This is a genomic window from Marinobacter sp. SS21, assembly GCF_028369065.1.
In the GTDB taxonomy this organism is placed as follows: Bacteria; Pseudomonadota; Gammaproteobacteria; order Pseudomonadales; family Oleiphilaceae; genus Marinobacter.
The window spans coordinates 145,476-171,242 of sequence record NZ_JAQNDA010000002.1 but is presented as its reverse complement, the minus strand read 5'-3'; the positions used below and the strand labels follow the sequence as shown (position 1 = coordinate 171,242).

At 60.5% G+C, this 25,767-nt stretch carries 23 protein-coding genes; 10 read left to right on the top strand and 13 right to left on the bottom strand.

Annotation, left to right across the window (positions count from 1 at the left end):
• The first annotated feature begins 63 nt into the window (after positions 1 to 63).
• Both N6L25_RS03005 and N6L25_RS03000 read left to right on the top strand, forming a co-directional pair.
• Positions 64 to 333 carry an FCD domain-containing protein gene (locus N6L25_RS03005; protein WP_334312377.1) on the top strand — a complete coding sequence of 90 codons (270 nt, stop codon included), beginning with the start codon at positions 64 to 66 and terminating at the stop codon, positions 331 to 333.
• Between the two features lie 196 nt (positions 334 to 529).
• A complete protein-coding gene (locus N6L25_RS03000) occupies positions 530 to 3,193 on the top strand; it encodes a DUF6351 family protein (RefSeq protein WP_271977699.1) in 2,664 nt (887 codons plus the stop codon).
• Between the two features lie 147 nt (positions 3,194 to 3,340).
• Here N6L25_RS03000 and N6L25_RS02995 read toward each other — a convergent pair whose 3' ends face one another.
• On the bottom strand, positions 3,341 to 3,580 hold the full coding sequence (locus tag N6L25_RS02995) for a TIGR02647 family protein (protein WP_271977697.1): 240 nt from the start codon (positions 3,578 to 3,580) through the stop codon (positions 3,341 to 3,343).
• Between the two features lie 292 nt (positions 3,581 to 3,872).
• Between N6L25_RS02995 and N6L25_RS02990 the strand changes: the two genes are divergently transcribed.
• The gene (locus N6L25_RS02990) at positions 3,873 to 5,120 is read left to right on the top strand and encodes a S8 family peptidase (RefSeq protein WP_271977695.1); all 1,248 of its coding nucleotides are present in this window, start codon (positions 3,873 to 3,875) and stop codon (positions 5,118 to 5,120) included.
• A 40-nt stretch (positions 5,121 to 5,160) separates the two neighbouring features.
• Here N6L25_RS02990 and N6L25_RS02985 read toward each other — a convergent pair whose 3' ends face one another.
• Complete coding sequence (locus N6L25_RS02985) at positions 5,161 to 6,444, bottom strand: MFS transporter (protein ID WP_271977693.1); 1,284 nt, start codon at positions 6,442 to 6,444, stop codon at positions 5,161 to 5,163.
• A gap of 99 nt (positions 6,445 to 6,543) precedes the next feature.
• Positions 6,544 to 7,140 carry a TetR/AcrR family transcriptional regulator gene (locus tag N6L25_RS02980; RefSeq protein ID WP_271977691.1) on the bottom strand — a complete coding sequence of 199 codons (597 nt, stop codon included), beginning with the start codon at positions 7,138 to 7,140 and terminating at the stop codon, positions 6,544 to 6,546.
• Positions 7,141 to 7,266: 126 nt separating this feature from the next.
• Between N6L25_RS02980 and N6L25_RS02975 the strand changes: the two genes are divergently transcribed.
• From N6L25_RS02975 to N6L25_RS02960, 4 genes are all read left to right on the top strand, one after another.
• On the top strand, positions 7,267 to 9,282 hold the full coding sequence (locus N6L25_RS02975) for an NADPH-dependent 2,4-dienoyl-CoA reductase (RefSeq protein WP_271977689.1): 2,016 nt from the start codon (positions 7,267 to 7,269) through the stop codon (positions 9,280 to 9,282).
• 224 nt (positions 9,283 to 9,506) lie between these two features.
• The gene (locus N6L25_RS02970) at positions 9,507 to 10,433 is read left to right on the top strand and encodes an alpha/beta fold hydrolase (protein WP_271977686.1); all 927 of its coding nucleotides are present in this window, start codon (positions 9,507 to 9,509) and stop codon (positions 10,431 to 10,433) included.
• A gap of 172 nt (positions 10,434 to 10,605) precedes the next feature.
• On the top strand, positions 10,606 to 11,568 hold the full coding sequence (locus tag N6L25_RS02965) for a hypothetical protein (protein ID WP_271977684.1): 963 nt from the start codon (positions 10,606 to 10,608) through the stop codon (positions 11,566 to 11,568).
• Positions 11,569 to 11,580: 12 nt separating this feature from the next.
• A complete protein-coding gene (locus N6L25_RS02960; protein WP_271977682.1) occupies positions 11,581 to 11,856 on the top strand; it encodes a hypothetical protein in 276 nt (91 codons plus the stop codon).
• A gap of 137 nt (positions 11,857 to 11,993) precedes the next feature.
• On the opposite strand, the gene N6L25_RS02955 is transcribed toward N6L25_RS02960, so the two are convergent.
• Positions 11,994 to 12,758 carry a hypothetical protein gene (locus tag N6L25_RS02955; RefSeq protein ID WP_271977680.1) on the bottom strand — a complete coding sequence of 255 codons (765 nt, stop codon included), beginning with the start codon at positions 12,756 to 12,758 and terminating at the stop codon, positions 11,994 to 11,996.
• Positions 12,759 to 12,973: 215 nt separating this feature from the next.
• Positions 12,974 to 14,236, bottom strand: coding sequence for a hypothetical protein (locus N6L25_RS02950; RefSeq protein ID WP_271977678.1), 1,263 nt, complete (start codon positions 14,234 to 14,236; stop codon positions 12,974 to 12,976).
• A gap of 263 nt (positions 14,237 to 14,499) precedes the next feature.
• On the opposite strand from N6L25_RS02950, the gene nfsA reads away from it, so the two are divergent.
• Positions 14,500 to 15,237, top strand: a complete 738-nt coding sequence (gene nfsA, locus N6L25_RS02945; protein WP_271977675.1) for an oxygen-insensitive NADPH nitroreductase — start codon at positions 14,500 to 14,502, stop codon at positions 15,235 to 15,237.
• Between the two features lie 7 nt (positions 15,238 to 15,244).
• Here nfsA and N6L25_RS02940 read toward each other — a convergent pair whose 3' ends face one another.
• Positions 15,245 to 15,988 (bottom strand): dienelactone hydrolase family protein, encoded by a 744-nt coding sequence (locus N6L25_RS02940; protein WP_271977673.1) that lies wholly within the window; start codon positions 15,986 to 15,988, stop codon positions 15,245 to 15,247.
• 474 nt (positions 15,989 to 16,462) lie between these two features.
• On the opposite strand from N6L25_RS02940, the gene N6L25_RS02935 reads away from it, so the two are divergent.
• Positions 16,463 to 17,293, top strand: a complete 831-nt coding sequence (locus tag N6L25_RS02935; RefSeq protein WP_271977671.1) for a hypothetical protein — start codon at positions 16,463 to 16,465, stop codon at positions 17,291 to 17,293.
• Positions 17,294 to 17,390: 97 nt separating this feature from the next.
• Here N6L25_RS02935 and mtgA read toward each other — a convergent pair whose 3' ends face one another.
• From mtgA to N6L25_RS02900, 7 genes are all read right to left on the bottom strand, one after another.
• Entirely contained in the window at positions 17,391 to 18,086 is a 696-nt protein-coding gene (mtgA, locus tag N6L25_RS02930; protein WP_271977669.1) for a monofunctional biosynthetic peptidoglycan transglycosylase, read from the bottom strand.
• 168 nt (positions 18,087 to 18,254) lie between these two features.
• Entirely contained in the window at positions 18,255 to 19,019 is a 765-nt protein-coding gene (locus N6L25_RS02925; protein WP_271977667.1) for a substrate-binding periplasmic protein, read from the bottom strand.
• A 99-nt stretch (positions 19,020 to 19,118) separates the two neighbouring features.
• Positions 19,119 to 20,117 (bottom strand): L-histidine N(alpha)-methyltransferase, encoded by a 999-nt coding sequence (gene egtD, locus N6L25_RS02920; protein ID WP_271977665.1) that lies wholly within the window; start codon positions 20,115 to 20,117, stop codon positions 19,119 to 19,121.
• A gap of 9 nt (positions 20,118 to 20,126) precedes the next feature.
• Positions 20,127 to 21,404: an ergothioneine biosynthesis protein EgtB gene (egtB, locus tag N6L25_RS02915; RefSeq protein ID WP_271977663.1), complete on the bottom strand. Its 1,278-nt coding sequence runs from the start codon at positions 21,402 to 21,404 to the stop codon at positions 20,127 to 20,129.
• 104 nt (positions 21,405 to 21,508) lie between these two features.
• On the bottom strand, positions 21,509 to 22,675 hold the full coding sequence (locus tag N6L25_RS02910; RefSeq protein WP_271977660.1) for a GGDEF domain-containing protein: 1,167 nt from the start codon (positions 22,673 to 22,675) through the stop codon (positions 21,509 to 21,511).
• 83 nt (positions 22,676 to 22,758) lie between these two features.
• Positions 22,759 to 23,328: an NUDIX hydrolase gene (locus N6L25_RS02905; RefSeq protein WP_271977658.1), complete on the bottom strand. Its 570-nt coding sequence runs from the start codon at positions 23,326 to 23,328 to the stop codon at positions 22,759 to 22,761.
• Between the two features lie 160 nt (positions 23,329 to 23,488).
• Complete coding sequence (locus N6L25_RS02900) at positions 23,489 to 24,601, bottom strand: esterase/lipase family protein (RefSeq protein ID WP_271977656.1); 1,113 nt, start codon at positions 24,599 to 24,601, stop codon at positions 23,489 to 23,491.
• A 154-nt stretch (positions 24,602 to 24,755) separates the two neighbouring features.
• Between N6L25_RS02900 and N6L25_RS02895 the strand changes: the two genes are divergently transcribed.
• Entirely contained in the window at positions 24,756 to 25,748 is a 993-nt protein-coding gene (locus N6L25_RS02895; protein WP_271977654.1) for a hypothetical protein, read from the top strand.
• Positions 25,749 to 25,767 lie beyond the last annotated feature (19 nt).

Here is a 25,767-nt window from a genome sequence, read left to right as displayed (position 1 = left end):
GCCAGCCAGGCTTATAACAGCGGGTCGGTCACCCCCAGCACATGGATGGCGAGCAGCGCGAGGATGCTGCTGCACACCATCCGTGGCCTGTTCAACCTGCTGCAACAAAGCATCGTCGAAAACCTCGACCAGCTGTTCGAGCGGGACAACTCCCGCAGCCAATTGCTGAAGCAACACCAGGCCCTGATGGACGCCATCCTGGCGGGCGACGCCGAACGCGCGCAACAAATGTCCCACGAACACCTGGTGTACGTGGAAGAAGGCCTGCTGGAATTGTCCAAGCGGGAAACCCGGGTCGAGCGGGCGCTGCGACGGGTGCAAAGCGCCAAGTAACCCGCCGAGGACTGGCCGCACGCCCCCGGTTCGCCGTGGACGGGCCCTGAAGAAGCCCCGCCCACACTTGTCATTTAGCGCCGTTTTTCGAACGAATCCGGTATTCCGTCGAACCATCTTCTCCTTTGCGTCGTGTTAACTGGCGACAGCCTTTCCCTGTCCATCAACAACAACAACACGATCAAGGACCCAAAAGATGTTGCAGCATCGCAATGCCCTTGCGCTCGCGCTGGCGGCGGCCCTGACCGCCTGTGGAGGCTCCGACTCCAGCTCCAGCCCTGAACCCGTCGTGGCAGGCGTGAACGAGACCTCGCCAACCACACCCAGACCAAATAAACCAAACACCAAGCCACCGTCACCCCCGCCGCTGCCCGAACCGGAACCGGTCGCTGGCGAAGGCGCGATCCAGGTCCTCTCAAACCGGGCCGATCTGATCAGCGGCGGCGATGCCCTGATAGAAGTTCATGCCGACAATCCGGACAACCTGTCCGGCGCTACGGTATGGCTGGGGAACATTGAGGTGACCGGCGCATTCACTGCCACCGGGCCAAACACCCTGAAGGGCCTGCTCAACGGCCTGGCGCTGGGTCATAACGAACTGAGGGTGGTATTGGCGGACGAATCGTTCCTGCAAACCACCATCACCAACCATCCCAACGGCGGCCCCGTCATTTCCGGTCCCCAAGTGGAACCCTGGAACTGTACCAACGACCAGGCCATCGACGACGACTGCAACCAGGCGCCGGAATACAGCTTCAAATACGTACCGGCGGACAAGCTGCAAACCTATCTGGCCAGCTACAGCCCCGACAGCTTCCAGCCCGGACTGCCCGGCGCCTTCTATCCCTACGACCCGGAAAACCCGCCCCCGGCCGAGGACATCGCCATGACCACCACCGACGAAGGCAAGGAAGTGCCTTTCATCGTGCGGGTGGAAACCGGCGTACAGAACCGCGATCGCTACCAGATCATGGCGCTCTACCAGCCCGACCAGGACTGGACCGCCCTTGCCCCCCAGGAGCAGTGGAACGGCAAGGTATTGATTCACCACGGCGGCAATGTCGGGGTCAGCTATGGCATGGGTAACCCACCCAACGGCGACATCTCAGGCACCGCACCAGAAGGCGGCCAGCTGTTGCTGGGCGACAGCATCACCGTCGCGCTGAGCCGGGGCTTTGTGACCCTGTCCACCGCCCAGGCCAATCTCGGCCACAACGTCAACCTGGTGACGGCGGCGGAATCGTTGATGATGGCCAAGGAGCGCATCGTTGAGCAGTACGGCGAGATTCGCTACACCATCGGCACCGGCTGTTCCGGCGGCGCCATCGCCCAGCAGCACATCGCCAACGCCTACCCCGGCATCTACCAGGGCCTGATCCTGCAGTGCTCCTATCCGGACGTCTGGACCACCGCCACTCAGTTCGCCGACTACCACCTGCTCAACCACTACTTTGGCGCGGAGCAGCCAGGTTCGGCGGAAGACTTCTTCCAGACCATGGTCAGCCTGTTCCAGGCGGGGCAGGCGAACCTGCTGCCGGTGCAGTGGCCCGCCCTGTATGGCCACCTGCCGTTGAACCCACAGGCGTCCGATGCGGCCTTCTTCCCATCGGCGTTCCCGGACCAGGCCAACTGTCCGGGACTGAATGGGGCGGCCGAGGTGTATGACCCGGACACCCACCCCGACGGCCTGCGCTGCGGCCTGCTGGACTACATGATCAGCCAGTTCGGCCCGCGCCAGGTGGAGAACTGGTCCCCCAACGAACAGCTGCTGGCCCGAGGCTTTGGCGGCATTCCGCTGGATAATGTCGGGGTGCAGTACGGTCTGCATTCACTGCAGCAGGGGGTGATCAGCCCGGACCAGTTCCTGGCCGTTAACCGCGACATCGGCGGGCTGAATGTGGACATTCGCTTCCAGGAGGCCCGTTTCCAGGCCGACCCGGCCGCCCTGAGTCAGGCCTACCGCAGCGGCGCCATCAATACCGCCGAGCACCTGGCCAACGTGGCCATCATGGACCTGCGCGGCCCCGACCCCGGCATCGCCCACGACGCCTATCACTCCTGGCAAATGCGGGCGCGGATAGAAGCGACCCAGGGCCATGCCGACAACCACGTGATCTGGTACGGCGCGGCGCCGCTGTTTGGCGACACGGTCTACAGCACCGAGGCGCTGGTGGTGATGGATCGCTGGCTAGCCAACATCGAGGCGGACGACAGCGCCATTCCGGTCGAGACCAAGGTGGTGGATCAGAAACCGCCCCAGGCCCGGGACCGCTGCCTGCAGACTTCGTCGCTGTTCAACCCGGATGGTCCGGTCATTCCGATGACCGGCAACCTGCTGTATCCGGACCCGATCATTCCGGGCCTGAACCCGGCTCTGTTGCCGCCACCGCCGGCGGAAGCGGGTTTGATTGTGGATGCGGTATCGGGCCAGGTCTGCGGACTGGATCTGACCGCCCTCAACGAGGCGGGCCTGCCCAGCGAAGTGAGCGAACCGCTCACTGACGCGGTCGTGCAGCATCAGCAGCTGATCGTGCAGAGCCGCTTCGGCACCCCCCGCACGCTGGCCGGTGACTCCATCAAGACGCTGACCAACAAGTGCCAGCTCAAGCCAGTGGATGCGGTGGACTATGCCGAGAGCCCGCTGGTGAGTGACGCTGACGCCTTCGCCGCAGAGGTTGCCGCGCTGTTCCCCGGTGGGGTCTGTGACTACAGCCGACCGCCGGTCGGCGCGGTTGAGACCCTGACCTGGCTGCACTACGGCACTGCGGATCACGTGGTGTATGGCGGCGAACCGTTGCCATCAGAGGTGCCCAGTTCCCGCCAGGGCTGGGCTTCACCTTCCTTCGAATTGGGCCTCTAGCCCCGTCCCGGGCATGATTGGCAGCGACACGCTTTCGATCATGCCCGACGTTTCGCTGGCAAACACCCACAAAACCACTGGCTCGACGATAGCTGCAAATGGCGGGAAAGGTTCAATGCGCGCCAACCACCAGGCTGGTGGATGTCATCAACTGCAGGAAAGCACCGACAACAGTTTCTGGGTGTGCTCGACCGTTTCAATGCCCAGACTGGTGAGATAGCCACCGTCTTGCTGCGTGATCAACCCCTTGCGGTGGAGACGCTCGGCGGCGGCAATGGCCTCTGGCGAGGCGGAGTGCTGGTGCACCTTGATGCCTTCCTGGGAGGAGGCAGATTCAAACAGGGTCAACAAATTAAGCTCAGCGATCTGGTCAGGCGAGAACGGCATAGGATCCTCAAAGTGTCATGAAACATACCCTAGTGTGGTACAAGGCATCGGCTTTCGCCAATGACGCCGCCACTGGTCAACACCTCAGGTGAGGCCCTCTGGCTGAGGTCATTTGCCCGACATCTCTAACCGAACATCACTGACTCGCCGTCAAAATGTGAACCGGCGCACATTTTTTTGCGGCGGATGGGAACGGACATGACAGTTCGTTCGTTATCACTGGGGGCCTCAACATGATGCCTCCGCAACATCCAATAACAACCGATATCCCTAACGATTCACAGGAGCCCTCATGCACGTACGGAAACTGCTGGCCGCCCTGGCCGCTACGAGTGTGTTAGCCAGCGCACAGAGCTTTGCCTTCCCGCTTGTCAGCGTCGACAGCAACACCGCCACCGAGGCGCCGACGGTCGGCCAGGTACTGGAGAACCGCTACATCGTCAGCCTGTCACCCAATCTCCCGGGACTGCTGGGACTGGCCAGTTTCGAGGACAGCGTGCAGTCGCTGCTGACCGCCGTCGGCGGCGGTGACCTCATCCACCTCTACCAGCACGCCCTGTCCGGCGCCGCGGTTGGACTGACCGCCAGCCAGGCGGCGCTGCTCGAAAGCATGCCAGGGGTACTGGCCATCGAACCGGACACCCTGGTTCTGGGAACCGGCGTCCAGACCGGCGCCACCTGGGGCCTTGACCGCTCCGACCAACGCTACCTGCCGCTGAACAACACCTATGACTATCCGGACAGTGCCGGTGCCGGCACCACCGTGTATGTCATTGACACCGGCCTGCGGGCCACCCACCAAGAGTTCACCGGCCGGGTTACCGACGGCCGTAACTTCGTTACCGGCCTTGGCCTCTTCGGTCTCGGCGGCCTGCTGTTCTCCACCGATCCCAACGATACCGATGACTGTAATGGCCACGGCACCCACGTCGCCAGCACCGCGGTAGGCTCTGACTACGGCATCGCCAAGCAGGCGCAGATCGCCGCCGTTCGGGTATTGGACTGCAATGGCTCCGGCAGCAACGCCGACGTCATTGCCGGGGTTGACTGGGTGGCGGCCAATCATCAGGCCCCGGCCGTGGCGAACATGTCTCTGGGTGGCGGCAATTCCGACGCCCTGGATTCGGCGGTGCGGGGCGCCGTCGCCAGTGGGGTAACCTTCGTGGTGGCCGCCGGCAATGACGACGCCAACGCCTGCAACGGCTCGCCCAACCGGGTTGCCGAAGCAGTCACCGTGGGCAGCACCACCAGCAACGACCAACGTTCGTCGTTCTCCAACTACGGCGCCTGTGTGGACGTGTTTGCGCCGGGCTCCAACATCACTGCGGCCTGGTATCAGTCGGACACCCAGACCAACACCATCAGCGGTACCTCTATGGCCTCGCCACACGTGGCCGGCGCGGCCGCACTGCTGCTGGCCAATGATCCGGAGCTGGAACCCGCCGAGGTGTTTGCGGCCCTGCTCAGTGGCGCCACCGTAAACGTGTTGAGCGACATCGGCGCCGGTTCGCCGAACGCCTTGCTCAAAACCGCGCAATAACCGCCAACCTAACGGCAGCCATCAGCCAGGGCACCTGGGATTACCGGGGGCCCTGGCCCTTGCCATCGAACAGGTCTTCTATCGGCGTATCGACAAAGTTCTCATGGCGGGGGTCAATATCGGGGATCGGCTGCAACGTGGGGATGGCCGGCACGAAGCCCTCCTGCTCCGCCACCGCCAGCGGAGCCCGGCGATGCTGGCGGTACAGGGTATACACCGCCATCAGCAACAGCGACACCGCCAACGTCTGAAACAGGGCTCCGGGCCCCAGGACTTCCATCAGCCGCGAACTGACCAGCGGCCCCAGTACGGCGCCGAAGCTGTAACTCAGCAATAAGCCGGTGCTTGCGGCAATCATCTGACTGCTGTCCATCTGATCGTTGGTGATGGCGACTGCCACCGGGTACAACGCGGCCGACAACCCCATGCACCCGCACACCACCGCCAGCCGAATGCCAAACGTGGCCTCCACCAGCCACACATTCAACAGGCTCGACCCACCGCCCAGCACACAGATGGCCAGCAGCACATAACTGCGCTGAACCCGGTCGCACACCCAGCCAACGGGCCAGGCAAAGCACATGGCCGCCAGCACGGCGGCAAACATGTACAGCGAGACCTGGTCGCTGTCCAACCCGGTCAGACTGGCGAACAGTGGGGCCAACGCGTAGAAGGAGCCGATGAAGATGCCACTGGTAAAGGCCGCCACCACCCCCAGCGGAGCCAGTCGCACCATGCGCCGTAACGGCATCTGCTCGCTGGGTTCACTGAGTTCCGGCGAGTGCATATGGGACAGCGACAAAGGCACGATCGCCGCCACCAGTAACATCGCCGTCAGGCTGAACGGCAGGTAGCTGATCGGGCTGCTGAGCCCAATCAACAACTGACCACTGGCCGCCGCCAGGTAGGAGGCGATCTGGTACAGCGAGAAGATGGTCGCCCGATTGGCGTTGCTGGCGACGGCGCTGAACCAGCTCTCGATGGTCACAAACAGCGCCGCCAGGGTCATGCCGCCGATGACCCGCATCGCCCACCAAGCCCAGACGTTGTCCGTCATTGGATACACCAGCGAGGCCACCGCAGCCACGGCGGCGAACACGGCAAAGGCACGAATGTGTCCCACCCGGCGAATGACGACGCCGCCCCAGCGGGCTCCGATCACAAACCCCAAGGAATAACCCACCATAACCAGGCCGATGGTGCCCAGTTCGACGCCCAAGAGCCCGAACCGGAGCCCCAGCAAGGTGGTGAGAAATGAATTGCCGGTAATCAGCAGGATCAGGCTGAGAAACAGCGCGAGCAGAGAGATGATCAGTAAGCGCATGGCAGCAGGGGCCCCGTCCGCTGGAAGCAATGCATTGCCTTTGCGCTGAGATTAGCACAGCCGCCGGCAGCGCACCGCGTTCAGCAAACGCGAGTACGCCTATTTGGCCAGCGCCGCCATAAACAGCGCCACCGACTGCTCACTCACCTCTTCCATATCGTCGCGATTGATGTAAATACCATCGATGAGCAGGCGGCACAGGCCATGCACCGTGGCCCAACTGGCCTGCGCTATCCGTCGCGGGTCGGTGCCTTCCGGCAACCGCCCTTCCAGCAAGCCTGCCAGCCGCTCGGCGTAGTGGCGAAAGCTGCGGTGCGCCACCGCTTTGAGCTCCTCGCTGGGCTCTCCGATCTTCCACAGGGTGCGGCCGAACATCAACTCGTATTGCTCGGGATTTTCCGTGGCGAACCGCAGGTACTCGCGGACAAATTCCTGCACCCGAAGACGCGACCCGCCATCCTGTAACTGGCGGCCAATCAAGGCGTCCAGTTCGCTGAATGCCTGGGCGGCCAACGCACAGAGCAGCGCGTTCTTGTCCTTGAAATGATGGTAAGGCGCCGTGCGGGAAACCCCTACCCGTTCCGCCAGCTTGCGCAGGGACAAGCCTTCCACACCCTGTTCGCTGAGCAGCTCATTGGCTTCGTGCAGCAACGTCGCACGCAAATCCCCATGATGGTAACGGGCGGAGTTTGTCATTGGCTGTTTTCCTCACTGCGTAATAGGGGCCAAGTGTCGCGAACAATCTTGACACTGTCAAAATATACCCCTATCTTGACACTGTCCAGATAACGACTACAGGCCGCCGAACGAGAGAGACAACTAATGACCGACCGCTACACACATCTGCTGTCCCCACTGGATCTGGGACACACGCAGTTAAAGAACCGGGTAATCATGGGTTCCATGCACACTGGGCTCGAAGACCGCTTCTGGCAATTTCCCAAGCTGGCCGCGTACTTTGCCGAGCGCGCCCGTGGCGGCGTTGGTCTGATCGTGACCGGGGGCTTCAACCCCAACATGCACGGCTGGTTCTACCCGTTCGCCGGTCTGTTCAATAACCACCTCGACATCCTCAATCACCGCAAGGTGACCAAGGCGGTTCATAAGGAAGGCGGCAAGATCGCGCTGCAGATCCTCCACGCGGGCCGCTACAGCTACCATCCGCTGTCACGCTCCGCCTCTGCCATCAAGAGCCCGATCAACCCGTTCAAGCCCAAGGCGATGTCCACGCGGGAGGTCGAGAAAACCGTTCAGGACTTCGCCCGCACCGCCGAGCTGGCCAAGAAGGCCGGTTATGACGGCGTCGAAATCATGGGCTCCGAAGGCTACCTGATTAACCAGTTCACCGCGCCCTGCACCAACAAGCGTACCGACAAGTACGGCGGCAGCGCCGAGAACCGCCGTCGTTTCCCGGTTGAGATTGTTCGTGAAACCCGCAAACGCTGTGGTGACGATTTCATCATCATGTTCCGGATGTCGGTGATCGACCTGGTGCCCGATGGCGCCACCCGTGAAGAGGTTCTGGCGCTGGCGAAGGAGCTGGAAGCCGCCGGTGTCAGCCTGATCAACTCCGGCATTGGCTGGCACGAGGCCAGGGTGCCCACCATCGTCACCTCGGTTCCCCGCGCTGCATTCGCCGAGGCCACCCGTCAGGTGAAAGACGTGGTGTCGGTACCGGTGGTCGCCTCCAACCGCATCAACGACCCGGACATCGCCGAGGACATCCTCAGCAAGGGCCAGGCCGATGCCGTATCCATGGCACGCCCCCTGCTGGCAGACCCGGAGTTTGTGCAGAAGGCCGCCGCCGGCAAGGCGGACGAGATCAATACCTGTATCGCCTGTAACCAGGCCTGCCTGGACCACACCTTCGAGCTGAAGCGCGCCTCCTGCCTGGTCAACCCACGGGCCTGTCACGAGACCGAGCTGGTGTACGTCAAGACCGCCAAGCCCAAGAAAGTGGCGGTGATCGGTGCCGGTCCGGCAGGCCTGTCCTGCGCCACGGTGGCGGCGGAACGCGGTCACGAGGTGACGCTGTTTGACCAGGCCGGCGAAATCGGCGGCCAGTTCAACATGGCCAAGGCGATTCCCGGCAAGGAAGAATTTCACCAGACCATCCGTTACTTCAGTAAGCGCATCGCCAACACCGGCGTGAACCTGAAACTGAATACCCGGGTGGAGATGGCCGACCTGGAAGCTTCCGGCTTCGACGAAATCGTGGTGGCCACCGGCGTCACACCCCGCAAGCCGGCCATTCCGGGCATCGACCACCCCAAAGTGCTGTCTTACGTCGACGTGCTCAGGGGCAAGGCCCAGGTGGGCCAGAAGGTCGCGGTCATCGGGGCTGGCGGCATCGGCTTTGACGTCTCCGAATACCTGGCGGAACACCCTCGTGACGGCGAGCAGCCGTTGCCGGAATGGATGAAGGAATGGGGCGTAGACCTCAATGGCGACAGCCCTGGCGGCCTGGTGGAGCCTGACGTGGCCGCACCCGCACGCCAGATCACCCTGCTGCAACGCAAGCCCACCCACCTGGGCAAGGATCTGGGCAAGACCTCAGGATGGGTACACCGGGCGACCCTGAAATCCCGCCAGGTGCAAATGCTACGGGGCTGCAGCTACGAGCGAATCGATGACGACGGCCTTCATATCCGGATGGGGGGCAAGGCCCTGACGCTGCGGGTGGATCACGTGGTCGTTTGCGCAGGTCAGGACTCCCTGCGAGAGCTGTACCAGGAGCAATCCGCCAACCACCACCTGATCGGTGGCGCCGACCTGGCGGCAGAACTTGACGCCAAGCGGGCCATCCGCCAAGGCGCGGAGTTGGCGGCCCAGCTGTAGTCGACACCAGGAGCCGGGTTCGAATGATCGGACCCGGCAGACCTGGACGTCGATCGTCGGACTTTTTTACACACTCCCCCCTACTCCCGCTGTAGACAGCCACAATCGGCTGAATCAAAGCCGTTTATCCAAACCGGCCCATATCTTGCCCGGTGATTCGAAAACGTTATGGTGGACAGGACGTCGGCATAACATGAATTTCCCGGTCGAATGGAGAGTGCGCCATGGCCTGGATACCCCTTAGTGACGGCGAACAACTTCACGTAACCTGCCTCGGCCGAGGCGACCCGGTGGTCCTGCTCCATGGCTTCGGCTCCCGCGGTGCCCATTGGCTCCCCAACGTTCTCCCGCTGGCCCACCGATTCCGCTTCTACCTACCGGATCTGCGGGGGTTTGGCGGCTCCCATCACGCCGACCTGAGCGGCCGTGACGTCTTCAACACCTATGCCAACGACCTCCACGATCTACTGGAGCACTTCCAGCTCGACCAGGTCATTCTCGGCGGCATTTCCACGGGCGCCTATGTGTGCCTGAATTACAACGCGCTCCATGGGTTCTCCCGAGTGCGCAGTTACCTCAATATCGAACATGTGGCGGATAGCCGGCATTCCGACCAGGGCGCCACCGGCCTGTTCGGCGAACGCCAGGAAGAGATGTTTGACCGCTTTGAGAAGCTGCTGGATATGGTGGCCGACTCTGGTGAAGACACCCCCTATTGGGAGCTGCCGCCGCAAGTCCGGCTGGCCCTGCGTAATGCGGTGACCGACATCTACCGCATTGCGGTTTACCGGCCACTGAACCGACTCGGCATCGCCGCCAGTGCGCTGCTCGCCGAGCGTTTGCTGACCCAGCTGGTCATGCCGGTCGAGCGCTGGTCGGTGTACCTGATGGTACTTCGAGCCTTTATGGCGGGTCGGGATACCTGGCCTGCTCTCAGCAATATTGAGGCCCCCACCACGCTGATGATGGGACGCCACTCCTGCTATTTCACCCTGGAGGCGCAACAGGCCATGCAAGCACTGATTCCACAAGCCCGCCTGGTGATTTTCGAGCACTCGGGACACATCCCCATCATCGACGAGCCTCTGCGCTTCCAGCAGGAATTCAGCCGCTTCGTGCTTGAGTCCCCGCTTGCGCAGGCCGCGCCCTGAAGCCCGATGCTAGCTGGCTCCGGTCACTGGTGGGAAGACCAGGCCATCAGTCAGGTTGCGCCACTTTGCCAGCCGCCAAGGAATCCCGGTCGGTCTGTGCCATACTGCATGCTGCCGCATCCAAGGATTACGGCCGAATGCTGTACGCAAGAACCAACGCAAGGAGCGCAACATGCCCATCAAAGACCGACTTCCATCCACCGAACAACTGATTGAGTCCCTGCCCCTATCCAGAGAGTTTCTCAGCCGATTGGGCGTCCTGGCGGGACAAACCACCCGCAAGCTGAGCATCAGCAGTGTCAGCGTCAGCAATGCCAGCCTGAACGACGTTGAAATCAGCAAAGTAAACCTGGGCAACGCCTCCATCGGCAATCTCGCCATTACCAACAGCTCGGCCCGACTGGCCAACAGTAGCGCCTTGCTGAACAACGTGCGCGCCCTGGTGTCGCTGGATTTCCGTCTGCACTGGGAGATTGACCTGGGCTGGGTGGGCCACTGGCAGGGCGCCAGCGACCTGGGAGAGCTCGACATTCCGGTGGAACTGGGTGACGTCGAGGTTCCAGACCTGGACAACATCGAACTGGCCATGCCCAGGATCGACATTCCCCAGCTGCTCGCCGAAATGAAGCCCATCACCAACCTGCAGCTGGGCACATTTACGGTGAGCGAGACCGACCTCGGTAAACTGGCGGTGCCCAGCGCGGGGCTGAACCTGACCGGCCTGGGTGTTGGCGAGGTCAGCGTCAGCTCCCTGGAAATTCCGGGAGCCAGCAGCCAGACTCTTGAGGTGGCAAAAGCCACGCCGGAGCAGGCCCTGACGTTACCGGGGGCGACCCTCAGCAACCTGCAGATCCCGCAGATCCAGATCCCACAGATCCGCAGCGGCGATTTCCAAGCCGACGCGGCCGCCTCCCCCCATAGCCTCAGTGTTGATCTCGGCATCCTCAAGGTCACCCTACAGGTCACGCCGACGGTTCACCTCAATGTTGGCGCCATGGTCATCAGCGATGCCGAACTCAGTGCCGAGTTGGGCGCCGTACAACTGCAGGACATTCAACTGCCGGTTGCCATCCATGGCATCACCGCCAAGGCCTTCGAAGCCAACGGCGTGAGCGTCAACCAGATTACGTTTTAAGGAGAAAACGCCATGAAGCACCTGAGTCACAAGGAGTTTGAACAACGCTGGAACGCCGCCAGGGTCCGCCCGGAGCTCAAAGCCAAGCCGGTGGCCGCAGCGACGGCGCCGCGCATTGAGCTGTCGTTGGAAACGATTCTGGACAACTACGAGAAGCGGGTTCAGCAAGCACTGCAGGCCCATGCCATTGGCAAGGCCGATTGCGATGGCCTCTGCAAGGACATTGCCGCACTGAAATCCCGCGTAGCCGCGTTGGACGACAAGCTCAAACCCTTTACCAATTCTTAATAGCAGTGGCCCGGGTTTAATTGCGGTGACCAGGGTGTCGCTGCAGATACCGAGGTGTCGCCGCATTGAACCGATCGGTGCCGTTCCCGCTGTCGATACCGATCGGCTCACAGGGTTGCTCGCGGCGCCAGCCAAACTTAGAGCAAATTCACATCGCCGGCCCGGTGTGCCATCAACCCCAGTTCCTCACGATACAGAAGATTGCCAAGCCCAAGCACGACACTGGCGATGGTGGAATCGTCCCCCGGATTACGCCCCTGACCACAAGCCTCAGCTATTTCCGCCTTTAGCAGGTCCAGTAACCGAATGACCAGATCCAGTGTGCTGAAATCGTCAGGGGGGCGGAGCATGCCTTCACGGGCATAATCCTGCGCCTCCCGAACCACCGACGACTGGAGCTCGGAAAGGCCCGAATGGATGAGCTGATTGATGGAGTCGTAGCGCTGTTCACGCTCCAGGCGCAGCGCTTCCATGCAGATTTCATCTGCGTGGTTGGCGCTTTGTTCGCCGCGCACCATACCAGCCAGGTGAAAGTCGACTTCGCCTTCCTCACGCTGGCGGGCCAACTCATCAAGCAAGTGCTGTCGAGCCTGGGGAAGGTATTGGCTAACCGCCTGATTTCGGGCATGAAGCAGATCATCCTGAGAGATCAGATTAACCAGACTGGTCAGCACCCTTGCCCACTGCAGAAGCTCCGGCCACAAGTCCGGCCCCAGGGAGGCCGGATGCACCGGCAAATTCCGGCCCAGCGACCGGGCTTGAAAAAAAAGACGGGTAATTTCATTCTCGGGAAGTCCGGATTTGGCAATAACGGCCTCAACCCCCATCCGCTCCAGTTCACGCAACAGAGCGGGGATCAACAGCAGCACATAATGCTGTGCACCGGCAGATGGCAAGGACATCGCACCTCCTGGTTGGGCCTACCAAGACAGCGTGGATAATTGCGGAGCAGATAGCTACAGCATAGCACTCCCGCCCTGCCAATGCGTCGACCTGACCGCACACCGACATCCGCGAGGCTGGTTCAAAGATCGACAGCACCCTGGCGGGATCGTTCGGGCATGGCGAACTGCGGGGCCTGAGACGGATACCAGCCGGGGCCAGGGACCGCCTTCGGTCAGGATTCAGGCCCTTTTTCCGGCTCTGCGCTCTGAGGGGTGCCATGTCTGGCCGAGCGGCCGGTCAGAACCGTGGCGAGCGCTGCGGTGCGTTCGCGTACCTGCTGTTCCAGGGTTTCATTCAGGGTTTGCAGCTCTCGGGTCCGGGTGGAAACCCGGCGCTCAAGACTGGCATTAGCTTCCAGCAGGTAATCCGTGAGGCGGTTGAAGGCGACTGCCAGGTCATGAATTTCCTTGCCATTTTTTCGATTGACCGTTGCCCGCAGACGGTGCTCCCCGGCCAGTATTCGGCCAGCTTCTGTTGCCAGGTTAACCACTGGGCGTGCAATGGCATTGGCGATCACCACCCCGAGCGCCACCGCGACGATAATCAACGCAGCCGCCAGGATCATAATGACATTCTGATAACGGCGGATGGGGGCAAGAATCTCCGGCCGGTCTATTTTTACCGCCAGGCCCCATTGCCACTTAGGGAGATAACGTATGGCCGCCATGGTGGCCTGGCCACGGTAATCCATCACCTCCTCAATAAGCCCCTCCTCTCCGGTCAACGCCAGTCGCAATGCCTTGGGTTCCTGGGCGAAGTCGTGAACCGGCGTCAGGCTTGCCTCCGGCAGGTGACGAAGCGGGGTCAGATAGATAGCCTCGCCCTGGTGATCGTACGCCGCCAGCAGGATCTCTCCCGTCGAACCCAGTCCGGTGTAATCGCTGGTCGCCTGAATCAGCTCATCGGCGGACAACAGCACCCAGACATGGCCAATCGTTTCGCCATCCAGTAGCAGAGGTGCCTGTAGCTGGGCATAAAAAAGGCCATCCGCATCCCGCATTATCCGCACCGGTGCCGAGTCGCCAGCGTCCAGATCAACCCGCTCAACCATGCTGCTGTGTGCGAGCCCGGTCTCGGTAAGCAAATCGCCGTTGGCAGGGCCGATCGCAATGCCCCTGACGGCACGCACCGCGTTCCTGGCATCGCCGATGATGCGCTGAACCCGCAACAAGGCCTGAGGGTTTCCTGACACCAGATATTCCCGCAGGCTGATGCGCAGCTGAGTCCGACTGGCGATCAAGGCCACTCGGTCCTGCCAGGCAAGCAGGATTGCGCTGATCTTGTCCTGCTCATGATTTGCAACAGCGTTTAAACGATCCTCCAGGGAGCTGTGAAGAATTTGCCGCCCCCCCAGGAAGACCAACACACTGAAGGTTACGATGGCAACACAGACCAGGCCGATACACGCGGCGATCACCCGTTGATAAATGGACATTCCGGTCACTCCCTCGACACTCGGTTCCCTGGCCGAATTCTGGCCTGCTCTCAATAAACAAACCGCGAACCAATCGTTAGTATTAGCACAGAGTTGGAAAAACGACAGTATTGCCGCCAGGGAGCCACGAAATAACGGCGCTTGGTCAATGCCAGTACTTAGTCAATACCACCATTGCCACAACCGCATCGTTCGCATCCTATTTAATAAACGGGCAGAATGAGGGGTCTGCTACCGTGCCTGGATAACGACCGCGAGGCCTTATGAATTCAACCATCGAATTGCTTCAGTCACACCGTTCCATCCGCAAATTCAGCGATCGGAAGATTCCACAGGATCTGTTCGAGGCGCTCATTCGCAGCGGTCAAAGCGCTGCCACCTCAAACCATGTTCAGGCCTATACCATTATCCGTGTCGTCGATGCCGACAATCGTCGCACGCTGGCAGAGTTGTCCGGCGGCCAGGCCTACGTGGCCGATTGTTCGGATTTCCTGGTGTTCTGTGCCGATATGAAACGCTCCACCGACGCGGCCGAACGCGCCGGGGCCGAGGTCATCCGCGGCATGACCGAGCAGTTGCTGGTCGCGAGCATTGATACCGCGCTGATGGCCCAGAATGTGGCAGTGGCGGCGGAGTCGGTGGGCATTGGGCTCTGTTACATCGGTGGCATTCGAAACAACCCGGCCGAGGTCAGCGAATTGCTCCGACTGCCGGACCACGTCTATCCGGTGTTTGGCATGTGCCTGGGCTACCCGGAGCAGGACCCGGAGGTTAAACCCCGGTTGCCGCTCGCATCCATTCTCAAGCAGGACTACTACCAGGATGAACAGGACCGCGCCCACATCGCCGAGTTCGACAACACCATGCGCCAGTATTACCTGGCGCGCACCGGGGGCAACAAGGACACCAGCTGGTCGGAGCAGCTCAAACCACTGTTTACCTCCAAGCTGCGTCCCCATATGCGCGACTTTTTGAAGGGCCGGGGCTTCGAGATGAAGTAGCAGCACCTCAGGCGCCAGTGCTGAAGGCGCCCGAAAACACCTGCTCGAAAAACGCCAACACCCGGTGCCAGCTGTCTTCCGCGGCCCCCGCGTCGTACCTGGCCCGCAACGGCGACAGTCCGCCCAACTTCTTGAACGTGAAGCTCTGGTGGTTATTCATGAAGGAATGCCCCACGTTGTCGTAGGTTTTGATGTCGTGGGGTACACCCAAGGCGTCCAGGTGACTGGCCAGCCGGTCGCCATGGTGGCCATAGATCAAGTCGCGCCGTCCCCAGCCACCCACTGCCGGGCAAATGCCCTTGAGAGCCTCGGCGTGGCGGGGAATCCCGCCGTAAAAGGGAGCCACCACCTGCACCGGGGCCCGGCTGGCATAAAGTACGGCAAAACGCCCACCCATGCAGAAACCCATCACGCCAACCTGGGTAATCGTCTCGTCACGCTGCGCCAGTAACCACAACCGGCATGCCTCCAGCTGTTCGAATGCCTGCCCTGCGCCGGTTTCGTGGGCTTTCAGGGTTTTCACCACACACAGCGGCTTGCTGCCCGGCAGATCGTACAGATCGGGAATCAGCACCGAATAGCCACGCTTGACGAGCCGTTGGCCGATACGCGCCATATCCTCGGTGTACCCGAAGATATCGTGGACGGCGATAATGCCGGCTTGATGGGGGTTGGGGCTGTCCGGCCGGAGCCAGCGAGCCCGCATGGGGTGGCCGTTAGGTAAAGTAATGGCGATCTGCTGTTCAGTCATGGCGTGCCCATTGCGCGTTGATTGTCCAAGCACTTGAGTATCCAACAAGACAGTATCCCCGATCCAGGGACACCGCCACCAGACTCACATGGGGCCTCTGAACACCGCCTGGTCTGGAAACTGTATCGCTGTTGAAGCTGACGCGGAATCCCGTGCCACAGCGCAAATTTCAGGTGGCGTTTTATGGATAGATTTCAACGGCTAGCCAGGCAGCTTTCCTGGTGCTCGACGGCATGTCCAAATTTTATACACCTGTGCAACTGCCATTTTTTCAATCCATTGAATTCATGAGCTTTTGTTCGTTGGCATAGAATATGCGCAAGATATTGAGCTGTACCCACCCAGTTTCTGCGTTTCTGCGTTTCCACAAAGCAGTTCCTGGTAACAAACAGGAGTAGACCGTGCTGCAAGCGGCCACCTCCGGCCCACGCCTCCTCAGCTTTCGACGAGGCCTCGATAAAGGAGGATCCACAGATGTTATATTCACTCAAACGGCCAGGTCTTGGCCTGTCGTTGTTTCTGTCCCCCCTACTCTCCGCTCCCCTGTTCGCCGACGCTCCTTGCAATGAGTTGGGCGAATGTAAGGTGATCATCGAAATCAACGCCTCCGACGGCGACATCGGCTTCCATGTGCTGTTCGATGCCGAAGGCTGGCGCCAAGCCAAGATCATGGGGCCTGACGGTTCACAACTCTTTCATGAAATCGCCTCGTCCCACCTGCGGGACCAACTCTTGACGGAAAACTTCTTCGAAAGTAGCGAACCGGTGTGTGAAGACGAGTTGGCCGAAGAGGAGGATGACGAAGTTGTAACGCTCCCCGAGTTTCTCGCACGTTTTCCGGCCGGTTTCTATGAGTTTCGGCTGAAACTTGAGAACGGCGGCGAACTGGCGGGCAGTACCATTCTGACCCATAGCATTCCCGCCGCCCCCGCCGACGTGGACTTCGACGGCTCGGAAATCTCCTGGAGTTACGGCGATGATCTGGGGGAATGCACCACCGTGCCAGACCTGTTCATGCCGACACCGGAGGGCGGTATCGCCGGTTATGAGGTGGTAATGGAGCCGGACGACGATGCCTGGTCCGCCTTCACCTTCTCGGTACGGGTGCCCGCAACGGTCAATGCCCTGACCGTGCCCAGCGAATACCTGGCGGCCTTGCCCGCCGACCTGCCACTGAAAGTGGAGGTGGGTGCCATCGAGCTGCGACCCAACGGCTCGTTTGGCAACCAGACTTTCTCGGAGGAAGACGGGTTCTGCAACAACGAAGACCAGGAACTGTGTCCGGAAGAAGAGGAGGAGGAATAATCCTCTCGGCCACGCTGGCAACGGCGCCATAACTGGCCAGGGTGCGAAAGTGACCGCATCCTGGCCGGCGAGCCTGGAATCCGCTGGCGAGTTGCAGTTACAACGCCTGTAGATAGTTTTGCGCTTTTAATCTCACCATCTGCTGACGGATCCAGCTGGCCCGATTCAAGACATAAGGCGACGCATTGGCCGCGTTCAGCACCTTGGGGTTGGGCAACACCGCAGCCAGTCGGGCCGCCTGGTTTGGCGACAGCTGCCGCGCGGGCACACCGAAATAAGCCAGACTGGCCGCTTCCACTCCGTAAATGCCCGGACCAAACTCCGCAATATTCAGATACACCTCCAACACCCGGCTTTTGCTCCAGAGCGTCTCCAGGCTCAGGGCCAGCCCGGCCTCCATGACTTTGCGCACAAGGCTGCGGCCATTCCATAGAAACAGGTTCTTGGCGGTCTGCTGGGTGATGGTGCTGGCGCCACGCAGGTCTCCACCCTCGTAATACTCCGAAACGGCCTGTTGGATGGCGCTGACATCCACCCCCCAATGGTGGGGGAATCGCTGGTCTTCGCTGGCAATCACCGCCAGTCGCATCGAGGGAGAAATCGCTTCCAGCGCGACCCACTCCTGCTGTACCGGCCGGTCTGGATGGGCCAGTGTGTATGACGCCATGAACGCCGTGGTGGGTGGGTTAATAAAACGCAACAGCAGCACGACCGAAAGGATCAACACCACAACGCCAGCCAGCAGCTGCAGCAGCCGTCGCCGGAGCTGGCCAATCAGTGTCGTCGCCGCCATCACTCATGCCTTTGCTGAGGGAGCCTATGAATAGCTCCGAATCGTCTCTGGGCGCCCTCCGGGGCGTTCGGCGCCAGTTTAGCGAATTTCCGAGACCAACCCGGTTACAAATTGGCAAGCCGGTGGTGGCGAGTTGTTCTGTCGATTGCAGGCGGTATTCAGCGAGCCTCAAGGTTCCAGCGGCGGATTTCGACTGGGTGCGGGAACCCCATGGAGCCGATAGATTTCGTTGATTTCGCCTCGGTCCCGCATCAACCGAACGACCTGTTGGATGTCCTGGTAATGGCGGGCCATGGGCGATGCAAGCGGAATACTGAAGTAGCGTTCATTGACGAAGTACTCGACATACTCCAGCTGTGTCAGGCGAGGATTGGAGAAATACAGATCCGGTTCATGGAAGGAGCTGGTGACCACTACGTCGAGTCGGTTGTGAAGCAACATATTGATGAGCTGATCAGGCTCGGTGGCATAAAACACATCGAGCCCCTGGGCGGTATTGAATTGTTCAGAGTAAAAGCTTTCTCTCAGGGCCCCAATGCGATACTGGAACAGGTCGTCAAAACTGGCCACCCGAATGGTACTGGCGGCTCGGGCAAAGTAATAGACCGAGCGGCTACGGCTGCCGTAATGAATTGGAAGCAGGTAGCTTTCCCGGGCCAGCGCCATAGAGTGAACCGGGAGAATATCCACCGCTCCCCGCTGAGCCATATACAAGGTCCGGGCCCAAGGCACCGACACCCATTCGACCTGATGACCGGTGTAGGCCAGGGCCCGTTCGATGACTTCCGCCCCTGGGCCCGCACAGCGCATGCCCAAGGGATTAAGCTCGGGAAGCCGGTCCCGGCAATGGCCTATGAACAACTCGGCGCTCGCCATTAATGGCAAGATGGCCAGGAGCACCGCCACCGCTATCCCGTATTTCGCTGCTTTCATCCAAAAGTTGACCCACAAGTTCGCCATGGAGCCTCAGTTTGCCTGCGATTCGCGGTAGCAGCCACCGGAATTGAGGCGTCCGCCGACCACCGAATCCATTCACACCGTTTCCATACAATGAAAACTGAAGTTGCGGTCTCGGTCGGTCCAGGTCTGCCGCCGCAGGAATCCCGCCTCCAGCGCCAGGGTTTCAAATCCCTCAACGCTGTATTTATAGGAATTCTCGGTGTGTATGGTCTCCCCCTTATGGAAGACCAGTGTCTGTCCAGCCACCTCCATGGTGTGGCTTTGCTGACATTCCAGGTGCATCTCGATACGGTTCTGGTCTTTGTTGTAGAACGCGAGGTGACGGAAACGGTCCAGGTCGAAGGGACGCTTCAAAATCCGGCCGATGTGGTTGAGCAGGTTCAGGTTAAAACGAGCGGTAACGCCTTGGGCGTCGTTGTACGCCGCATGCAACCGCTCTGGACGCTTGATCAGATCCACCCCGATCAACAACTTGCCGTGAGGGCCCAGCATACGATGGAGGTTTTTCAGCAACTGCACCGCCTCCCCCCGTTCAAAGTTGCCAATGGTGGAACCGGGGAAAAATGCCGACTTGGGTGCCTCAGGCACGGACGCGGGCATCCGGTCCAGACTGGTAAAGTCCGCACACACGGCATGCACTACCAGCTCGGGAAAATCCCGTTGCAACTGGTACGCAGCCCGTTCCAGGTAATACTCGGAGATTTCGATGGGCGCGTAGCTTGCGGGCAGGTAGTGCTGCAGGAGCATCTTGATCTTGTCACTGCTGCCGCTACCTGGCTCCACCAGCATGGTGTCCCTCGTTAAATAGCGACAGATCGCCCGCCCCTGCTGCTCGAGAATACTGCGCTCGGCGCGGGTGACATAGTATTCCTGCAACTCGGTGATCTGATCGAACAGACGACTTCCCGCCTCATCATAGAAGTACTTGGGTGAGACGGACTTGCGGGTTGCCAGGAGTCCGCTGAGGATTTCCTCACGCTGGTCCACCAACGGCGGTTTGACGTTGTGAAAATGAAGCCCGCTGGCGGGCTTCTGGGACTGTTCCTGTGCATCACTGACTCGGGAGTGCACACTGCCTCCTTACAGGTCGTAGGCTAACCGTATGCCACTGAACTGCCAACGGTCTCTGGGGTAAAAGAAATTGCGGTAGGTGGCGCGAATATGGTCTGCCGGGGTTGCCACTGAGCCGCCACGCAGCACCATCTGGTTCAGCATGAACTTGCCATTGTATTCCCCGAGGGCACCAGCCTGGGCCCGATAGCCCGGGTAGGCGCTGTAGGCGCTCTGCGTCCACTCCCAGACGGCGCCATAGAGCTGTCGTGGTTGCGGTTGGTTGGCCGGAGGCGCGAGCGGATGGTGGCAAAGGCGGTTCCACAGCTGCCCTGCCGGTGCTACCCCCGCGGCCGCCTGTTCCCATTCTGATTCCCTGCACAGGCGCAGGTTTTTCCAGGCCGCAAATGCCTGCGCCTCGTACAGGCTGACATGGCACACCGGCGCGGCCGGGTCGACTTCCAGCTCACCATGTAGGGTGAAGGCAACATAGCGCTGTCCCTCTCGGCGCCAGTACAGCGGCATCCGCCACTGCTCTGACTGCACCGTAGCCCAGCCATCGGAATGCCACCAGGCTGGCGTTCGGTAACCGCCGGCCTCAATGAACTCAATATACTCGCCGTTGCTTACCAGCCGGTTCGCCAACCCAAACGGGGCCCGCCAGACCCGGTGCCGTGGCCCTTCGTTGTCATAACAGAAGCCGCCGACAGAGTCAGCCTGGCCGCCGGCCCGGCCGCAGCCCATCTCTCCGTCCCCCCCCGGAAATTCGCTGAAGGTCAACGGCGAGGCCTGACTAGCCGGTATGGGGGTATCGTTGTATACCGGAGCCAGCGGATTCAGCGACAGACAGTATTTGAGGTCCGTCAGCATCAGTTCCTGATGCTGCTGTTCATGATTCAGGCCCAAGATGAGTCGGTGACAGAGTTCGGCGCAGTCCGCCGTCCCAGGACTTTCCAGCAACCCCAATACGCACTCATCCACCATCTGCCGGTAAGCGCTGACTTCCCGTACCGTGGGCCGGGACAGCAGGTGACGCCGGGGCCGGGGATACTGCTTGCCAACGGCGTTGTAATAGGAGTTGAACAGGTACTCAAAGCAATCATTGAAGGATTGGTAACCGGCGTGGAACGGTTTGAGGACAAAGGTTTCGAAAAACCAGGTGGTATGGGCTAAATGCCACTTCAAAGGGCTGGTATCGGGCATCCCCTGAAGACACAGATCCTCTGGCTCCAGGCCAGCACACAGCGTCTCACTTTGACGTCGGACCTTGCAGTAGTGGGCACGAATTTCCGCGGCAAGTTCATCCATAACGAGGCGTCTTATTGTTCCGGGCGTCTGATTAAGATAGATCAAAATTCAGCAGCACACGCAAACGCCAGCTGTGCGCCGGCACCAACACTCACCCACTTCGGCTATTGGACGCTGGGACCTTCCGCAACCACATCACCGACCATCAGGACCCGATTGTGACCATGTCGTCTGGCCTCATACAGTGCGTTATCGGCCCGACGGATCAAGCCATCTCCCGTGGCGGCGTGGTCCGGGTACACCACGCCGCCGAAGGTGCAGGTCACCGCAATCGCCGTTCCATCCGCCAGCGGGATCGGCAGCTCAGCAATCACCCGTCGCAAGCGCCCAGCCGAATCGCGACATTGATCCGGGCCACAGTGGGGCATGATCACCACAAACTTCGCACCACTATAGCGGCAGACGGCATCCACCTGGCGTACCGTCGCCTGAAGGTGGCCGCCAACCAGTTTCAGGACCTCATCCCCCTGCTGATGACCATAGCTGTCATTAACGCCCTTGAAATGATCGATTTCCAGCAGGATCAGGCAAAACTGATCAGCAAAGCGCTGCGCCCGAAGCAGCTCCTGCCGCAGCGCCTGTTCAAAGTAGCGGCGATTATTGAGCCCCGTCAGCCGGTCGCTAACGGACGTTGCCGCCAGTTCTTGTTGTTGACTGACGAGGCTGTCCCTCAGGGTGTTCAGGGTGTCCGCTACCTCAGCCACGTCCTTGGGCATACGCACCTCGATGCGATGATCCTGATCGCCCTGCGCCAGCCGCACCGCCCCCGTTGACACACGGTTGAAGTTCTCGATCAGCACACGATGGATGATCCAGAGCCCCAAAGCGCCCACCAGCAGTGCGGATAACCCGCCCGTCAGCGCCCAGGCATCCATTCTCTCCACCGCCGCCAGGACACGCTGGTGGACGGCATTGTTCTCGCTTCGAATGCCCTGATGAAGTTGGCCCAATTCGTTGCCAAACCGATCAAAAGCCCGACTGATACGGGCCCGCTGCAGGACAACCCCCTCAACACGCCCGTCGGCCCCTTCGGCAGAGGCGCCCTCCAACAAACGGGAGACATCCAGAAAGCTGCGCTCGATGCGATTCAGCGGTTGCAGGGCCGGGCTCTGCTGGGAAGTCACAGTAACCAGTGGCTGGACAATGTCACGGTGGAGGCGGGCGTAACCCAGCGTTGCCAGCAGCCATACGGGCAGCATGACCATCGCCAGGCCCACGACTAACCAGAATCTGAGGGAGCGCTGTTGCCAAAACGAGCGAAGTGTATCCATACCGACGTTACCCAGTTCCTTGGTACGAATAAGGTATAGACAAGATTGACGGGAGCCGCTACTACCTTGGCCAGGAAAGCCGTTCAGCGGCTGAGCGGATCTCGCGCCAGCAGTTCCTGCAGCATGCTGTAACTCAGCCCCCAAATGCAGTAATCCTGGTAGCGACAGCAGGGCAGCCCGACCGTGCCCACCGGAGTACGAAAGGGACGCCGGGACTGATGTTCCGGCGCGGCAAGGTGCTCCAGCGGAATCCACACCAGCCGTTGCACCTCATGATTCAGTAACGGCTCCTCCGGCCCATGCCACTCGTAGACATAGGGTGTGACCACCATGGGCCGCCAACGGCTGTGATGGCGGGTAATCAGGTCGGACAAGCGGGCCTGGAAGCGGCCATACCGCAACAGGTTCAGCCCGGTCTCCTCCAGGGTTTCCCGCTCGGCGGTGGCGCGCGGTCCGGCATCGTCCGGCTGCATGCGACCGCCGGGAAATGCCATGTCACCGGACCAGGGGTCCCCTTCCCGTTGTGCTCGTTGGATGAACAGCAATTCGGAACGTCCAGAACCTGGAAGCCGACGCTGAATCAGCGCCACCGATGCCCGGCTCAGGCGCTGGCGGAAGGGTATTTTATGGGGCCGCAAGGCGGGCCAGTTCATTTTCACCGTTTATGGAAACCTTCTCGGGCAGACATCTGACAACAGAGGACAGTCAGCCACAGAATGAGCCGGGTCGCAAGGAGTGGACTGGCACCTCATGCGACCAGGAGTCAGTCTCTCGTCTTCTTGGCGGGAGACTGACCTCAGGTTACCCCCAGGCTCAGTTGCCCTGGTCGGCAATGTAGTCGGTGATTGCGGCGTAGAACTCCATCTCATCGAAGGTATCAGGGCCCACACCGATGACATCCAGATGATCCTGATTGATGACATACTGGAGGGAGGTCATCTGCTCCGGTTGCGACAGGTGGTTCAGGTTATCGACATAACCGTGATCTGTTCGCAGATGCACCTGGTCGAGATAGCCAAATGCTTCCTCATAGTCCAGGCGATGCCCCATCTGTTGGGAGTTGATTCCCACCAGGCCATCATCATCCCGGTTGCCAGGGTTACCGTCGCCCTGACCGGCAGCGCCATCGCCATTGCAGTCGTCGTTGCAATAGCCATCGCCATCGATGTCATGAATACCATTGGACACCAGCCACAATGCCGGGTTCACCGAGAGCCCATTCTGGGCCGTCAACAGCGAGGCGATGTCCTTGGCGTAGGTCGTACTGGCCGGATACTTCTCATTGAAGGCCTTCATGCCGGTAATGACGCCATCGTCTTCATAGTCGTCGAACACCAGCTGCTTGGCGCCGGCGATGGCGTCGTTGCCGGCACCATAGACCACGTTACCGTAGTAATTGGCCAACATCTCCACCAGCTGATACCGGTAATTGTCCAGGAGTTCCTTGGCGGTCGGAGAACCCCGGTGCGGAGAGGACAGACTGATCATGCTCTGGACAACCCGGTATCCCTTACGCTCATGCAACAGCCGGGCGGCCTTGCGCATATCGATGCCGCCCTGGGAGTGGCCTACCACATTGATGTGGGTCGCCCCCGTGCTGGCCATGTAACTTTCGATGTTATCCGCCAGCTGGGCACCCCGAACCTCGGAAGATTCAAACGGCGTCACCGAGGAAATGTAGCTTTGCTGGTTCGCGTCGATGTCAGCGTTACAGGTTAATTCGAACAGCGAATCACAGGGGTCGAGAACGAAGACGCCGTAGTCGTCACCCCAGTAATCGTACCCGAGAATATTGTCAAATCCGGCCATTCCATGGGCAAACACTATCGGGTGTTGAGTCTTGCTCGCGCTTCCAGCGAGCGCAGCTTGGCTGATGCCGAATGCCAGGGTGGCGCCCAGCAGAACGTTGGCGATGCGTTGTGGCATGATGATTGACCTCTTGTATTTATTGTAGGTATTGCTAGTCCACGACCGGAACCGATCAGATTTTAACCATACTAAGAACAAAAAGTGGAAAAAAATGATGAAGGCGTCATATTTTTTGAACAAAACCATAACTGGGCTAACGGCGGCGCTTTTGGTGGCGGTAGCGATTTGGCAGCTGACGGTTATTGACCCGCCCCCAGAGCCCGCCCCGCAGAGCGTCGAAGCCAACAGGCCAGACGCCCCGCCACCGGATTCCGCCCCCAGCTGGCCAGCTCCGCAAGGACAGGTGGCTGCGACCAGCGACCCCGAACTGGAGCTGGTGATCTATCTGCAGGAGCGGTACGGCGCCACCATCGAGCATGGGCACAGTCAGGTGAAGGCGATCGAAAAACTGGCCGGCTACCTGAGGAGCCGCTATCCGGACGACTGGGAAGAGCGCCTACGGGGCATGCTGAGCCTGGCCTTTCCTGACAGAGTGGACGAGCTGATGGCCATGCATTCCCGCATGACCGGCTACAGTGCCTGGCTGGAAAGCGAACGGCAGAACCTGCAAGCGTTGTCGCCCGAGGACCGCCTGCAGCTGTTATGGGAAATGCGTCGCAGCTTTTTTGGCGATGCCGCCGAAGAGATTTGGGCCGAAACGCTCAGGAACCAACAGGTCAGCGATGCCCTCACTGAGCTTGGCAACCTGCCCCCGGACAGCGGATTCCGGGATCAAACCCAGCATTACCTCAATGCCCTGAGTAGCGCCTACGGAGCACAAACCGACACGGTGATGGCTCTGCGGCGACAGGAACTGGCCGACCGTTTCCTGTCCTCTGATGCCGTACAAGCCCGGTTACATGATATGCCCGCCGAGCAGCGCCGGGAACAGCTTGCGGATTTCCGCCGCGCTCTGGGCATGGACGAAGACGCCGTGGCCCGCTGGCAGGCTCTGGATGCTCAGCGGGACCGTCGCCGACAAATTGGAATGGACTACATGTCGAAACGGCAACAGCTTCAGCAACAGTACAGCGGAGCCGAGTTCCAGAGCCGGCTCCGCAACCTGCAGCAAAACCAGTTCGGCGCGGAGGCCGAGATCATTCGCAATGAGGAACAGTCCGGCTATTACCGATTTACCGAACCACAGGTATACGGCCTGAACTGAGCGAACCCGGCCACCCGGT

Excerpts from the sequence above, each read along its gene's own strand:
- N6L25_RS02935 (WP_271977671.1), top strand. The coding sequence starts at position 16,463 with ATGTTATATTCACTCAAACGGCCAGGTCTTGGCCTGTCGTTGTTTCTG.
- N6L25_RS02955 (WP_271977680.1), bottom strand. The coding sequence starts at position 12,758 with ATGTCCTTGCCATCTGCCGGTGCACAGCATTATGTGCTGCTGTTGATC.
- N6L25_RS02970 (WP_271977686.1), top strand. The coding sequence starts at position 9,507 with ATGGCCTGGATACCCCTTAGTGACGGCGAACAACTTCACGTAACCTGC.
- N6L25_RS02975 (WP_271977689.1), top strand. The coding sequence starts at position 7,267 with ATGACCGACCGCTACACACATCTGCTGTCCCCACTGGATCTGGGACAC.
- N6L25_RS02995 (WP_271977697.1), bottom strand. The coding sequence starts at position 3,580 with ATGCCGTTCTCGCCTGACCAGATCGCTGAGCTTAATTTGTTGACCCTG.
- N6L25_RS02960 (WP_271977682.1), top strand. The coding sequence starts at position 11,581 with ATGAAGCACCTGAGTCACAAGGAGTTTGAACAACGCTGGAACGCCGCC.
- N6L25_RS02980 (WP_271977691.1), bottom strand. The coding sequence starts at position 7,140 with ATGACAAACTCCGCCCGTTACCATCATGGGGATTTGCGTGCGACGTTG.
- mtgA (WP_271977669.1), bottom strand. The coding sequence starts at position 18,086 with ATGGCGGCGACGACACTGATTGGCCAGCTCCGGCGACGGCTGCTGCAG.
- N6L25_RS02965 (WP_271977684.1), top strand. The coding sequence starts at position 10,606 with ATGCCCATCAAAGACCGACTTCCATCCACCGAACAACTGATTGAGTCC.
- N6L25_RS02940 (WP_271977673.1), bottom strand. The coding sequence starts at position 15,988 with ATGACTGAACAGCAGATCGCCATTACTTTACCTAACGGCCACCCCATG.
- N6L25_RS02990 (WP_271977695.1), top strand. The coding sequence starts at position 3,873 with ATGCACGTACGGAAACTGCTGGCCGCCCTGGCCGCTACGAGTGTGTTA.
- egtB (WP_271977663.1), bottom strand. The coding sequence starts at position 21,404 with ATGGATGAACTTGCCGCGGAAATTCGTGCCCACTACTGCAAGGTCCGA.
- N6L25_RS02985 (WP_271977693.1), bottom strand. The coding sequence starts at position 6,444 with ATGCGCTTACTGATCATCTCTCTGCTCGCGCTGTTTCTCAGCCTGATC.
- N6L25_RS03000 (WP_271977699.1), top strand. The coding sequence starts at position 530 with ATGTTGCAGCATCGCAATGCCCTTGCGCTCGCGCTGGCGGCGGCCCTG.
- nfsA (WP_271977675.1), top strand. The coding sequence starts at position 14,500 with ATGAATTCAACCATCGAATTGCTTCAGTCACACCGTTCCATCCGCAAA.
- N6L25_RS02910 (WP_271977660.1), bottom strand. The coding sequence starts at position 22,675 with ATGGATACACTTCGCTCGTTTTGGCAACAGCGCTCCCTCAGATTCTGG.
- N6L25_RS02925 (WP_271977667.1), bottom strand. The coding sequence starts at position 19,019 with ATGAAAGCAGCGAAATACGGGATAGCGGTGGCGGTGCTCCTGGCCATC.
- N6L25_RS03005 (WP_334312377.1), top strand. The coding sequence starts at position 64 with ATGCTGCTGCACACCATCCGTGGCCTGTTCAACCTGCTGCAACAAAGC.
- N6L25_RS02905 (WP_271977658.1), bottom strand. The coding sequence starts at position 23,328 with ATGAACTGGCCCGCCTTGCGGCCCCATAAAATACCCTTCCGCCAGCGC.
- N6L25_RS02950 (WP_271977678.1), bottom strand. The coding sequence starts at position 14,236 with ATGTCCATTTATCAACGGGTGATCGCCGCGTGTATCGGCCTGGTCTGT.
- N6L25_RS02900 (WP_271977656.1), bottom strand. The coding sequence starts at position 24,601 with ATGCCACAACGCATCGCCAACGTTCTGCTGGGCGCCACCCTGGCATTC.